The following is a 13,334-nucleotide window of genomic DNA, read 5'->3' as shown; positions in this document are numbered from 1 at the left end:
CCGGCGGCTACCTTTGCCGCCGCTACCATTTCTGCCGTTGCCCAGCTCCGCTCCCACTTCTACCCGCCGCTCCCGCCTGCCCGAGCCGCTGCCGCAGCTGCTGTTTCTGCTGCGCTGGCTGCTCATCTGCGGCCTGATTAGCGCGCTGGCGGGCACGGCGTCGGCGGGCTTTCTGCTGAGCCTGGACTGGGTGACGCGCACCCGTGAGGCCCACCCCTGGCTGATTCTGCTGCTGCCCCTGGGCGGGCTGCTGGTGGGCTTGCTCTACCATTATTTCGGCCAAAGCGTGGCCCGGGGCAACAATCAGCTTATCGAGGAAATCCACCGCCCGCGCGACGTGATTCCGCTGCGCATGGTCCCGCTGGTGCTGCTGGGTACCCTGCTCACGCACCTGGTGGGCGGCTCGGCGGGGCGGGAGGGCACGGCCGTGCAGATGGGCGGCGCCCTGGCCGACCAACTCACCCGCTGGCTGCCCGGGCCGCTGCGGCTACGGCGCCGGGAGCGGCCGTTGCTGCTCATTGCGGGCATCAGCGCGGGTTTTGCCTCGGTGTTCGGCACGCCGCTGGCCGGGGCGGTGTTCGGGCTGGAAGTATTCCTGATCGGCCGCCTGCGCTACCACGCGCTGCTGCCCAGCCTGCTGGCTGCCTACGGCGCCGACTGGGTGACGCGGCTCTGGGGCGTGGGCCACACGCACTACTACGTGCCCGCGGTGCCGACGCTGTCGGTGGCCGGGGTGGCCGTGGCCCTGCTGCTGGGCTTGCTGAGCGGGCTCACGGCGCGGGGCTTCGTGGCGGCGGTGCACGGCTGGCAGGGCTGGTTTGGGCGGCTGATGCGCTGGGCGCCGCTGCGGCCGGTGGCGGGCGGGGCCCTGCTGCTCCTGCTGACGTGGCTGCTGGGCCTGGGCCCGGTGCCCGACGTTACGCGCTACCTGGGCCTGGGCGTGCCCACCATCGTGGCGGCCTTCGAGGCGCCGCTGCCCTGGTACGCCTTCGGGCTGAAGCTGCTGCTGACCTCCCTGACGCTGGGCGCGGGCTTCAAGGGCGGGGAGGTGACGCCGCTGTTTTTCATCGGCGCCGCGCTGGGCTCGGCCCTGGCCGTGGTGCTGCCGCTGCCGGTGGCTTTGCTGGCGGGCATGGGCTTCGTGGCAGTGTTCAGCGGGGCGGCCAATACCCCGCTGGCCTGCACGCTGATGGGCCTGGAGCTGTTCGGCCTGCCCGCCGCGCCCTATCTGGCCCTGGCCTGCGTGGTGGCCTACCTCAGCTCGGGCCACGGCGGCATCTACGGGGCGCAGGTGGTGGGCGAAGCCAAGCACCCCGCCCGCCGGCGCGACACGGGCCGCCGGCTCGGGGAGCTATAGGGTATGAGGGTGGGAGTTTGGGAGGGTATGAGGGTGTGAGTTTATGGGGTATCGGCTGCCAGAAGCGGGTTTGCCCACCAGGAACTGTCGTTGCTGCCTTAACCCGATACGCTCAGACCGATGAGCCTTAAAACTCCTACCCTTCTCAATTCATCAACTCCTAAACTCCTACCCTCACACCCCCCTACCCCCATTACCCCCCGCCTCACATGATTATGTGATGCCGTGGCCCCTTCATAACCCAATAATGTCATTGCTGAGTGCAAGGCAGAACAGTTCCTTTGTAGTTCCCTGACAGCCTGCTGTCTTTGGCCGCTGCGCTTTCTGAACCACTGTTCTTTCTTCTCTCTACTATGACCAAATCCATACTCCTGCTTGGGCTGTTGAGCAGTTGGGGCGCCTACTCCGCCCAGGCCCAGTGCCCCGCGCCCACCGTCAGCTCGTTCGGGGCGGCCTCCGTCTGCAACGGGCAGGTGAGCCTGATAACTTCGCTCGGCGCCAACCCGGTGCGCTACGCCTCCTCGGTGCTGCGCTTCAGCACCGAATACAGCAGCAGCTGGGCCGCCAGCATGGCTACCGGCACCCCCAACGTCTATCCGCAGCACGGCGACATCAGCGGCAGCTGGGCCAGCAGCGCGGCCGACGGCACCCGCGAGTACCTGGTGCTACGCTTCCCCAACCCAGCGCCGGCCAAGCGCATCCTCATCTGGGAAACCTACAACCCCGGCGCCATCGACACGGTGTTTGTGCGCAACCCCAACACCAACGCCTGGGTGCCGGTGTACACGGCTACGGCCGCTTCGGCGGGCTCCAACTCGCGCATTCTGAACATCAACTTCCCGCAGACCAGCTTTGCGGTGCAGGACGTGCGCCTGGCCATCAACTCGGCGGCCGTGCCGGGCTGGAATGAAATCGACGCGGTGGCTTTGTCCGACGAATCGGCCAGCTACCAATGGGCCCGCAACGGCGTGGACCTGCCCGCCAGCACCACCGGGGCCAACGGCCCGGGCCTGTCGAACATCACGACCACCGGGGCCTACTCGGTGCGCCTGACCGACAACGCCAGCTGCACGGCCACCTCGGCGCCCTTCAACGTGATGGCCGACACGGCGCCGTCGGTGACGATTTCGCCCGCCGGCAGCACCACCATCTGCCAGGGCGGCTCCGTCACGCTCACCGCCACCGGCACGAACAGCACCGCCTCCGTGGCCGGCCGCGGCCTGCGCTTCGATGGCGCCGACGACATGGCTACCATACCGGCCAGCAGCTCGCTGAACCTGACCTCGGCCCTGACGGTGGAGGCCTGGATCAACCCCGTGGGTACCGGCAACTCGGTGCAAAACGTGGTGAGCAAATCCTCGAACACGCAGAACACGGGCTACATCTTCCCGCGCTCCAACGACAACTTCAACACCCTGGTGCTCTACCTGCACATCAGCGGCAGCTGGCGCACCTTTACGGTGCCCTACGCCGGCCTGCGCAACGCCTGGCACCACACCGCCGCCACCTACGACGGCAGCCGGGTGAAGATTTTCATCGACGGGGCCAAGGTGCTCGACGAGCCGCAGACCGGCACCGTCACCATCAACACCAACCCGCTGACCCTGGGCCAGCAGCCGGGCTTTACGGAGTACTACAACGGGCAGGCCGACGAAATCCGCCTCTGGAACGTGGCCCGCACCGAAGCCCAGATTCAGGCCGACTACAACAAAACCGTGCTCGGCACCCAGCCCGGCTTGGTGGCCTACTACCGCCTCGACGAGGGCTCGGGCACGGCCTTCGTCGACCAGACGGCCAATGGCAACAACGGCACCCTGGCCGCGGCCAGCGCCACCCCGGCGTGGATCAACAACCCGGCCAGCATCCGCCAGGGCATTGCCTACACCTGGACGCCGACCACCAACATCATCAGCAGCACCGACAACTCCATCCTGGTAAACCCGCCCAGCACCCAGCAGTACCGCGTGCGGGCCACCAACGTGAACAGCGGCTGCTACGACGAGGCCGTGGTGACGGTGAACGTGGGCGGGCAATTCAGCTGGAGCGGCTCGGTCAGCAACGACTGGAACAATACGGCCAACTGGGCCTGCGGCGTGGTGCCCACTTTCGGCGACAACATCACCATTCCGGCCGGCATGCCGCGCTACCCCGTCATCAGCGCCCCGGCGGCGGTGCGCAACATCACCATCGAAAGCGGCGGGCAGCTCACGCTGAGCGGCGGGACGTTCTCGGTGCACGGGCAGTTTCTGAACAGCGGCTCGTTCAACCAGACCGGCGGCACCATTGCCATGCTGGGCGCCACCCTCGACGACATCGGCGGCAACGCCAACACCGAGTTTGGCAACCTCACCATCGGCACCAGCGGGGCGCGGCTGCTGGCCCCGGTGCAGGTGCGCGGGCTGCTCACGCTGGCCGGCAACCTGAACACCAACAACCAGATGCTCACGCTGGTATCCAACAGCTCGGGCACAGCCTCGGTGTACAACAACCCCGGCGTGGTGCAGGGCCCCGTCACGGTGCAGCGCTGGATTAGCCCGGCCCTGAACCCCGGCACCGGCTACCGCCACCTCACCGCCCCGGTCAGCGGCTCGACGGTGGCCGACCTGGCCGCCAGCAACTTCACCCCGGTGGTCAACCCCGCTTACAACGCCACTGCCAACCCCGGCTCGGTGGTGCCCTTCCCGACGGTATTCGCCTACAACGAGCTGCGCCTGCAGCCCGGCCTCTCCAATACCTTCGACACCGGCTGGGAGTCGCCGGCGGCGCTGACCGACGCGCTGACGCCCGGCCGCGGCTACACCGTGAACCTGACGCCGCAAACGGTGGACTTCGTGGGCACGCTCACCAACGGCGCGGTGAATATTGCGCTGAGCCGCGGGGCCGCAGCGCCGGGCTGGAACCTCATCGGCAACCCCTTCCCCTCCCCACTCGACTGGGACCTGGTGAGCATCCCGAGCGGCATGAACGGGGCGGCCTACGTGTACCGCAGCACCGGCCCCTACGCCGGCGGCTACGTGAGCTACGTCAACGGCGTGGGCGGCTCCCACCTGATTCCGATGGGCCAGGCCTTCTTCGTGCGGGCCGCCTCGGGCACGCCCACCCTGGCGCTGAACAACACGCACCGCGTAACGACGCTGGAAAACCCGGCCCTGAACCGCACCCAGGAAACCCGCCCGCTGCTGGCCCTGAGCCTGCGCGCCGCCGGCTCGGTCACTGAAGACGTGCTCTACGTGTACCAGCAGGCCGGCGCCACCGCGGGCTTCGATGGGCAGTTCGACGCGCTGAAAGTGCAGCTCAACGGCGGGCTGCAGCCCAGCCTCTACCAGCAGGCCGGCCCCGACGCGCTGAGCATCCAGGGCCTGCCCACCGGCCCCCAGCCCGTGGCCCTGCCGCTGACGGTGCACGCCCCGCAAGCCGGCAGCTTCACCTTTGAGCCCCAGCAGCTGGTGAATTTCGCCGCCACTGCTGGCCTGTACCTGGAAGACCGCCTCACCGGCACCTGGCACGACCTGCGGCTGGGCAGCTACACCGCCCAGCTCAGCCAGGGCAGCACCGCCGCCCGCTTCGTGCTGCACCTGAACGCCGCCCGCGTGACGGCCGCTCAGTCGGCGCGCCTGACCGGGACCGAGCTGACGGTGTACCCGAACCCGGCCCAGGGCCGCACGGTGACGGTGGCCGCCGCGGGCCTGACGGCCGGCCAGGCCGAGCTGCACCTGCTCAACAACCTGGGGCAGCTGGTGCGCCGCGAGGCCCTGAGCCTGAACGGCCGCCTGCTGGAGCAGCCGCTGTCGGTAGCCGGGCTGCCGGCCGGGGTGTACACCATGCAGCTGCGCACGGCCGCCGGTACGCTCACCCGCAAACTCGTCTTGAACTAAGCTTCCTCCACCGATGAAACGCCCCCTGCTGCTTCTGCTCCCGCTGCTGGCCCTGGCCGCCGCCCCCGCCCTGGCCCAAACCGACCCCGGCTCGGGCGGCCCCGTGCCCGGCAACCAGCCCCCCGACCCCACCGCCGTGCCCATCGACGGCGGAGCCTCCCTGCTGCTGGCCGGCGGGGCGGCCTACGCCCTGCGCCGCCTGCGCCAGCGCCGGAAGTAACCCAAGCTCCACCGAACAGACAACGGCCACCCGGATTCGGGTGGCCGTTGTCTGTTCTAAAAGGACCTATCCCCGATTCGACTTGGCGCCAGGCGCCATCCTACAGCCGCCGAGCGGCGCCATATTGGTAGGAATTGGCGGATGAAAGCATTTCGAGCTGCAGCGCAGCGGCATGGCCTTGCTGAGGTTGAACGGGCGTTGACGTTCACGTGGCACCGGGGCCATGCCGCTGCGCTGCAGCTCGTTGGTTCTTTTCGCGTGGTGACTCTACCAACGTGGCGCCGCTACGCGGCTGCAGGACTGCGCGCTCTGGCTACCAGCAACCGTTAGCGCAAATGCCTCGCCTACTTCCAGCGGCTCAGGTACTTATCAAACGCCTCGCGGTAACTGTCGCTGACGGGAATGGTTTCGCCGCCAATCTGCACGGTGCCGCGGGTGACGCTGGCAATGTGGTCGAGGGCGACGATGTAGGAGCGGTGAATGCGCATGAAGCGGCGCGCCGGCAACTTGTCCTCCACGGCTTTGAGGCTGGAAAGGGACAGCAGCGGCTTGGTTTCGCTGCGGCGGTAGACTTTGATGTAGTCCTTCAGGCCCTCGATGTAAAGAATGTCGCTCAGGGCCACGCGCACGAGCTGGTACTCCACTTTCAGGTAGAGGTATTGGTCTTCGGGGGCCGGGACGGGCGCGGGTTCGGCGGGCGGAGCGGCTGCGGGAGCCGGGGCCGCGGGGGCCGGGCGGCGAATCAGCTCGAAGTAGCCCTTGGCTTTGAGGGCGGCGCGCAGAAATTCGTCGTAGTTGAAGGGCTTCACCAGGTAGTCCAGCGCGTCGACTTTGTAGCCTTCGAGGGCGTACTGGTTGAAGGCGGTGGTGAAGACGATGCGGGCCTTGTCCTCGCCCCGGCCCAGCACCCGGGCCAGCTCCAGGCCGTTGAGGTCGGGCATCTGGATGTCGAGGAAGATGAGGTCCACCTGCATATCGGGCTGGTGCAGGCCGCGCAAGGCTTCCACGGCGCTGCCGTAGCGGCCCACCAGCTTCAGAAACGGCGTCTGCTCGATAAAGGCGCAAACCATGCCCAGGGCCAGGGGCTCGTCGTCGACGGCAATGCAGTTCAGGATCATACGGCTAAAGTAAGGAGCACCTGGTACTCGTTCTGGTCGGTGCGGGGGTTGACGGTGAGGGTGTAACGGCCGGGGTAGAGCAGCTCCAGGCGGCGGCGGGTATTGACGAGGCCAATGCCGCCGGGCTCTTCCAGGCTACCGGGCCGCGGCGGAAACAGGGTGTTGCGCACTTCCATTTCCAGCACGTGCGGCTCGGGCTGGCGCACCCCCACGTAGATGCGGCTGGGCGCGGTGGCACTGACGCCGTGCTTGAAGGCATTTTCGACGAAGGGCAGCAGCAGCATGGGCGCAATCTGCACTTCCTGCACCTGCGCGGGGGCATCCAGCGTCACCTGCACTTTGTCGGTCAGGCGCAGGTGCATCAGCTCGATGTAGTCCTGGGCAAACGTCAGCTCGTGGCTCAGCAAGGTGGTGCCGGCGGGCGTTTCGTAGAGCACGTAGCGCATCATGCGGGAGAGGCGGTGCAGGGCGGCGCGGGCCTGCTCCCCGTCGATGAGCGTGAGGGCGTAGATGTTGTTGAGCGTGTTGAAGAAGAAGTGCGGGTTGATCTGGGCCTTGAGCAAGGACAGCTCGGTGGCCAGCTTTTCCTGCTCCAGCTCCCGCCGCAGCTGGGCCTCACGCTGGGCGCGCTGCACCACCGTGGTGCCGGTGCTGATGGCCAGCGTGAGCAGGGTGATGAGCAGAATGGCGGGGTTCAGCACCTCGGGCGCGTCCTGCGGGCCCAGCTGCACGTGGGGCCGCGGCCCGCACCAGGCACTCACGTTCAAGGCGTTTTCACGGGCCTGGGCCAGCAGCTCGGGTACGTTCAGGGCTACCTCAAGGCGCTGATGCAGCAGCAGCACGCCCGCCACGGCCGCCAGCAGCAGCGGCAGGTACAGCCACACGCGGCGGCGGTAGAGCAGGCGCGGCACGGCCCAGAGCGCATTGGCGTAGAACAAGACCATCAGCGCAGCCAGCACGGCGGCCTGCTTCAGCCAAAAAGCCGTGGGTAGCGGGCTGGGCTGCCCGGGCGGCGGCGAAGCCAGCAGCAGGCCCACCAGCCCCCAGATCAGGGCGTGCAGCAGCACGGTGGAGGCATGGCGCAGAAACGACGAATTCAGGGGCATTGGGGCTGATAATTGTTAAATGGCTGAATGGTCGAATGGTTAGCGGTTACAACGTGTGGGGTGCCCGAACATCAGCCATTTGAGCATGTAGCCATTCAGCCGTTTACCAATCACCCGGCCAAAGCTACGCGCGCGGGTAGATTCCGGCTACCGGGCTCCACCAACGGCCGGAGTTTACCGACCAGCGCCGGGTTTATTCCGTTCGGATGGAGCCCGCGGGGCGTTTGCAGGTGACGGCGGCGCTTACCGGCCCCATTCGGGCGCTAATTGACGGGCGGATGGGGCGGGTCGAACGGGCTTGGCGGCGGGCTCAGGACCGAGCACCTGCGCTGCCGCAAGGCGCCGCCGTGCTGCCGTCGGGCCGGCTGCCCGGTTTTTTCCGCTCATCCTGCCGCCTTCCTGCTCCGCCGTGAAGATTGGTTACCACAGACCACAGGCAAAACTCAACTATCATTCTGGCAGGCACTTGCAAATAAAAAAGCCGTTCTGAAACAGAACGGCCTTTCCCCCAACACAAAAAAATATCGTCGTTACGGCGCGGCGGCCGTCATCAGTCGGTAATCGGTGAAGTGCCCGGCGGCGTTGTGCACGTGCAGCTGGTACACGTAGCTGGCGCGGGGCAGGCCCAGGGCCGGCAGGTTCAGAATAAACTCCTGCGGGCCGGCGCCCAAGCCCGTCTGGCTGAGCTCTTTCACCATGTGGCCGCGCAAATCGTACAGGGCCAGGAGCACATCGGAAGGCGCGGCGAGGGAAAAGAAAATGGTCGTTTCGGCGTAGAAAGGGTTCGGGTAATTCTGCCCCAGGCGAAACTGGGTGCCGGGTTCGGGCTGAACGGTCAGCAGCTCCGGTGAGGGGGCGGCCGGCACAGAACCGGGGATGCTGGAAAGCAGACAGGCCATAGAGCTCGGCGTCGTGGGTAAGGTTGTTGTCAGAGGATGAAGCGTAGTGAGCGGCAGAACGTGGTTCAAACCTAGCAAGCCGCCGGCGCGTCTGCAGCCGCCACTCTGCGACGGGCCCGGATGTGTCGCCGAATAGCTGGTTTTTCTATCTGGGCGTACCTGCCGCCCGGGCCGCCGGTGCGAGCGGCAGCGGGCCCGCAAAACCGGCCGTTGGTCGAGACAAACGGCCGGCTGGTCTGATGCCCGGGCAGGGCGGCGGGCGGGGCGCTAGGTTTGAGCCAGCTCTTTCGCCTTCGCCCCGTTAGTCCTCCGGTGTATGCCTGCCTTGTTCACCCCGCCGCCCGCCCCCGCCCACCCCGGTGCCGCCGTGGCCCCGGCCGAACCGCTGGCCGTGCTGAACCTGAGTCCCGACCTGGGTCCGGCCGAAGAGCACCTGCTGCGGCTGTGCGCCACCCTGCACCGCGCCGCGCAGCCGGTGCAGCTGGTGGCGGCGGCCTCCTCCTCCCTGGCCCACCACGCCGCCGGCCTGCTGCCGGTGCAGCCCCTGCCGGACCGGGGCCCGGGTCGCGTACCGCGAGCGGCCTGGCTGCTGGCCCGCTGGCTGCACCGGCAGCGCATCGGGGCGCTGCTGGTGGCCCGCGCCGCCGATTTGCCGGTGGCCGGCGCCGCCAAGCTGCTGCTCGGTGGCCGCCTGCGCCTGCTGTTCCGCCAGCACGAGCCGCTGCGCACGGCCGCCCCGGCGGGCTGGTGGGCCCGGCAGTGGCGCCGCCCGCTCGATGCCTGGCTGGCCCCGCTGCCCGGCACGGCCCGCGCCGTGGAAGCCCGCACCGGCCTGGAAGCCCGCCGCCTGTGGGTGGTGCCGCCCGGACTGCCGGCGGCGGCCCGGCGCGTAGGAGCCGCCGCGCCCGCCGAAGCCCGCCGCTTGCTCGATTTGCCCGCGCAGCCGCCCCTACTGGGCGTGGCCGACGACGGCCTGAGCGGCTTCTTTGCCCTGGAAGTGCTGCACCGCCTGCGTACCGAGCTGGGCCTGGAAGCCGGCCTGGTAATAGTAGGCCACCCCCAAACACCGCCCCACGCGGCCCGCTGGCAGCAGCTGCGCCAGCACGCCTACGCCCTGCAGCTGCACCACTGCGTATACCTGCGGCCCTTTCACCTGCCCGAGCCCGGCGGCCTGCTCTTCCCCGCCCTCGACGCCCTGCTGGCCCCCGCGGCCCTCGACGACTACGATTCGCTGCTGCTGGCGGCGCTGGCAGCCGGCTGCCCCGTGGTAGCGGCCGAGGGCGCCGCCGCCGCCGACTTCCCGGGCCTGCAGCACCTGTACCCCGCCGGCGACGTGACTTTCTGCGCTCTGCAGACGCGCACAGTGCTGCAAACCGCCCGCCGGGCCGCGCCCAGTCCGCAGCTGGTCACCTACTTCTCGGCCGCCCAGGAAGGCCAGCTGCTCACCGACATTCTGCACTATCTGGCCTCCTAAAACCGCCTCCTACGCTCCCAGCTCTACCCCTCCCAATGGCCGCCGAAGTCCGGCGTTTGCGCCCCCCGCACGAGTGGTGGTGAATGAGTGACGCTGCTTGGTTTTGCGGTTAACGCCCGGACGACGCGGCCATTGGGGCAGCAACGGCGCCCACCCGCGCCCGCGGGCCGCATGCCCGGCGCCCGACTCGTCGGCGTTTGCGGGCGGTTGGTCGATTGGAAATCGGCCGGCGCGGCTGGGGTGGCGTATGTTTAAAGGAGCCGCCGGCCTTTTGCCGGGCTCGTGCCACCTTTGCAAGACCGCCTGACCAGCCCGCCCGCTATGAAACTCCGAAAGAACATTGCCACCAGCGAAACCGGGTTCATCTTCAACCCCGCCACCGGCGACTCGTTTGCGGCCAACGGGCTGGCTACTGAGATTCTGCAGCTGCTCAAGCAGGACCGTAGCCCGGCCGACATCAAAACTCACCTGCTGAACCGCTACGACGTGGAGCCCCGCCAGCTGGAAAAGGACTGGGACGACCTCGTGGCCCAGCTGCGCGACTTTCAGCTGCTGGATTAGGTAGTTGGTATTAAGTAGTCACAAGCAGGACTTCACTGCTCGTCCTCTGCTGCGCTGCTTACGCCCCGTATTCCCCGATCATGCTGCCTTCTCCCGTGTCTGACTCCCACCTACCGACTACCGACCACCCCAAACGGCGCTGCACCGTGGCCGTGACGGGGCTGAACGCCATCGACAGCCCCGGGCCGGGCGTGGCCGTCATCCGCGCCCTGCGCGAGGCGGCGGAGTTCGAGTTGCGCGTCATTGGCCTGAGCTACGAGGCGCTGGAGCCGGGCATTTACTTGCACGATTTGGTGGATAAAACCTACCAGCTGCCCTACCCTTCGGCCGGGACGCAGGTGCTGCTGGAGCGCCTGCGCGAGATTCACGAGCGGGAAGGGCTGGACGTTATCATCCCCAACTTCGACGCGGAGCTGCCCAACTTCGCCCGGCTGGTGCCCCGGCTGGAAGCCCTGGGCATCCGCACCTTTCTGCCCACGCTCGGTCAGCTCGAAGCCCGCGACAAGCTGAACCTGCGCGCGTTCGGGGAGGAGCACGGGCTGCTGGTGCCCCGGCAGCGCCCCCTGCACCGCGCCGACGAGCTGGCCGCGGCGGCCGAGCAGCTGGGCTACCCGCTGGTGGTGAAGGGCAAATTCTACGACGCCACGGTGGCGCACACGCTGGAGCAGGCCCGCCAGGCCTTTCACCAGCTCAGCGCCAAGTGGGGGCTGCCGGTTATTGCCCAGGAATTCGTGCCGGGCCACGAAATCAACGTGGCGGCGCTGGGCGACGGGCAGGGCGGCACGCTAAGCGCGGTGCCCATGCGCAAGCTCTACATCACCGACAAGGGCAAGGCCTGGGCTGGCATCACGCTGGAAGACGAGACGCTGCTGCAGCTGGCGCGCCGCTTCGTGCAGGGCACCCGCTGGCGCGGCGGCTGCGAGCTGGAGCTGATGCGCGCCGCCGATGGCCGGCTGTACGTGCTGGAAATCAACCCGCGCTTTCCGGCCTGGATATACCTGACGGCCGCCGCCGGCCAGAACCAGCCCGCCGCCCTGCTGCGCCTGGCCCTGGGCCTGCCGGTGGAGCCCTGGACGACGTACGCCGTGGGCCGCATGTTTATCCGCTACGCCTGGGATTTGATAACCGACAACCACGAATTTCACCAGATTTCGGCCCTGGGCGAGCTGTAGCGCGGGCTTGGCTACGCCTTCCTGCGGTTTAGCCCGCATCCGGCCAGACGATTGTCGTAGCACGATGGTCGGGTGGACGACTGGAATTACTATCTGCCGAACGCGGGCTGAAGCCCGCGCTACTTCCTCACCCATGAAACAACGCTACGAACGACCCTTAATCCGCAAGCTCAACGCCGGGCCGCTCAACAAATTCGGCTCCCGCTCGGAGGCCCAGGCCGTCACGCATGTCGATGGCGCAGCGGTGGAGGACTTGCTGGCGGAGTTCGGCTCCCCGCTGTTCGTGCTCAGCGAAAAGCAGCTGCGGCGCAACTACCAGCAGGCCGTGCGGGCTTTCCGCACGCGCTACCCGCGGGTGCAGTTCGCGTGGTCGTACAAGACCAACTACCTGAACGCGGTGTGCCGGGTGTTTCACCAGGAAGGCGCCTGGGCAGAGGTGGTATCGGGCTTCGAGTACCAAAAGGCGCTGCTCAACGGCGTGCCGGGCCCGCAGATTCTGTTCAACGGGCCGGGCAAAAGCCGGGCGGAACTGCAGCTGGCGGCCGAAAACGACTCGGTTATTCACCTCGACCACTTCGACGAGCTGTACGAGCTGCTGGGCCTGGCTGAAGGGCTGGCGCGCCGGCCGCGGGTGGCGGTGCGGGTGAACCTCGACGCGGGCGTGTACCCGCAGTGGGACCGGTTCGGCTTCAACCTGGAAAACGGGCAGGCCTGGAACGCCATCAGCCGCATTGTGGCCTCGGGGCGGCTGGAGCTGGTGGGGCTGCACTGCCACATCGGTACTTTCATGCTCAGCACCAAGCCCTACGGCGTGGCCGCCCAGAAGCTGGCCGACCTGGCCTGGAGCTGCCTCACCCAGCTGAACACCCCCATTCAATACCTGGACCTCGGCGGCGGCTTCCCCAGCACCAACACGCTCAAGGGCGCCTACCTCCCCGGCACCGACACGGCCCCCAGCCTCGACGAGTTTGCCGAGGTCATTGCCGACACCCTGCACCGCGCCGGCTTCCGCCCCGAGGAGCTGCCCCTGCTCATCCTCGAAGCCGGCCGGGTGCTTGTCGACGACGCAGGCTACCTGCTGGGCACGGTGCTGGCCACCAAGCGCCTGGCCGACGGCCGCCGCGCCACCATCCTCGATTTCGGCGTGAACCTGCTCTTCACCTCGTTCTGGTACGACCACCGCATCAGCCCGGCGGGCGAGTTTTCGCACCACACCGAGGACACCGTGCTCTTCGGCCCCATGTGCATGAACATCGACCAGCTGCGCGAATCGGTGAACCTGCCCCTGCTCAACCGCGGTGACCAGGTGGTGGTGCACAAAGTAGGCGCCTACAACATGACCCAATGGATGCAGTTCATTTCGCTGCGCCCGGCCATCGTGCTGCTCGATGCGCAGGGCCGCCCCCACCGCATCCGGCAGGCCGAGACGGTGGAGTACCTGCAACAATTGGAAGAGGTGCCGGGGCATCTGCTGCCCGCTGCAGTGGCCCCCACTCGCCCGGCCACTGCCGAGTGAGTGGAACCTAGCTCGGCTGTGCCGGGCCGCCTTCCG

Annotated in this window: 10 protein-coding genes; 7 read left to right on the top strand and 3 right to left on the bottom strand. The window is 67.9% G+C overall.

The features are described from left to right. Nucleotides 1–37 precede the first annotated feature (37 nt). The 3 genes from EJV47_RS03525 to EJV47_RS03515 all read left to right on the top strand — a co-directional run bounded on the left by EJV47_RS03525 (nucleotide 38) and on the right by EJV47_RS03515 (nucleotide 5,452). Nucleotides 38–1,357: a chloride channel protein gene (locus tag EJV47_RS03525; protein ID WP_243650993.1), complete on the top strand. Its 1,320-nt coding sequence runs from the start codon at nucleotides 38–40 to the stop codon at nucleotides 1,355–1,357. Nucleotides 1,358–1,710: 353 nt separating this feature from the next. Continuing rightward, entirely contained in the window at nucleotides 1,711–5,232 is a 3,522-nt protein-coding gene (locus tag EJV47_RS03520) for a LamG-like jellyroll fold domain-containing protein (protein ID WP_126691766.1), read from the top strand. A 13-nt stretch (nucleotides 5,233–5,245) separates the two neighbouring features. After that, nucleotides 5,246–5,452: a PID-CTERM protein-sorting domain-containing protein gene (locus EJV47_RS03515; protein ID WP_126691765.1), complete on the top strand. Its 207-nt coding sequence runs from the start codon at nucleotides 5,246–5,248 to the stop codon at nucleotides 5,450–5,452. Nucleotides 5,453–5,796: 344 nt separating this feature from the next. On the opposite strand, the gene EJV47_RS03510 is transcribed toward EJV47_RS03515, so the two are convergent. From EJV47_RS03510 to EJV47_RS03500, 3 genes are all read right to left on the bottom strand, one after another. Then, entirely contained in the window at nucleotides 5,797–6,570 is a 774-nt protein-coding gene (locus tag EJV47_RS03510) for a LytR/AlgR family response regulator transcription factor (RefSeq protein WP_126691764.1), read from the bottom strand. After that, nucleotides 6,567–7,676, bottom strand: coding sequence for a sensor histidine kinase (locus tag EJV47_RS03505; RefSeq protein WP_126691763.1), 1,110 nt, complete (start codon nucleotides 7,674–7,676; stop codon nucleotides 6,567–6,569). The genes EJV47_RS03510 and EJV47_RS03505 overlap by 4 nt, the downstream gene beginning before the upstream one ends. A gap of 530 nt (nucleotides 7,677–8,206) precedes the next feature. Continuing rightward, the gene (locus tag EJV47_RS03500) at nucleotides 8,207–8,575 is read right to left on the bottom strand and encodes a T9SS type A sorting domain-containing protein (RefSeq protein WP_126691762.1); all 369 of its coding nucleotides are present in this window, start codon (nucleotides 8,573–8,575) and stop codon (nucleotides 8,207–8,209) included. Between the two features lie 316 nt (nucleotides 8,576–8,891). On the opposite strand from EJV47_RS03500, the gene EJV47_RS03495 reads away from it, so the two are divergent. The 4 genes from EJV47_RS03495 to EJV47_RS03480 all read left to right on the top strand — a co-directional run bounded on the left by EJV47_RS03495 (nucleotide 8,892) and on the right by EJV47_RS03480 (nucleotide 13,298). After that, nucleotides 8,892–10,049 carry a glycosyltransferase gene (locus EJV47_RS03495; protein ID WP_126691761.1) on the top strand — a complete coding sequence of 386 codons (1,158 nt, stop codon included), beginning with the start codon at nucleotides 8,892–8,894 and terminating at the stop codon, nucleotides 10,047–10,049. Nucleotides 10,050–10,370: 321 nt separating this feature from the next. Continuing rightward, on the top strand, nucleotides 10,371–10,610 hold the full coding sequence (locus EJV47_RS03490) for a PqqD family protein (protein WP_126691760.1): 240 nt from the start codon (nucleotides 10,371–10,373) through the stop codon (nucleotides 10,608–10,610). 80 nt (nucleotides 10,611–10,690) lie between these two features. Continuing rightward, nucleotides 10,691–11,782: an ATP-grasp domain-containing protein gene (locus EJV47_RS03485; RefSeq protein WP_126691759.1), complete on the top strand. Its 1,092-nt coding sequence runs from the start codon at nucleotides 10,691–10,693 to the stop codon at nucleotides 11,780–11,782. A 133-nt stretch (nucleotides 11,783–11,915) separates the two neighbouring features. After that, nucleotides 11,916–13,298 (top strand): type III PLP-dependent enzyme domain-containing protein, encoded by a 1,383-nt coding sequence (locus EJV47_RS03480; protein WP_126691758.1) that lies wholly within the window; start codon nucleotides 11,916–11,918, stop codon nucleotides 13,296–13,298. Nucleotides 13,299–13,334 lie beyond the last annotated feature (36 nt).

Source organism: Hymenobacter gummosus (assembly GCF_003970915.1).
GTDB lineage: Bacteria > Bacteroidota > Bacteroidia > Cytophagales > Hymenobacteraceae > Solirubrum > Solirubrum gummosum.
The sequence above is the reverse complement of the archived record's forward strand: the minus strand, read 5'-3'. Positions and strand labels throughout refer to the sequence as shown.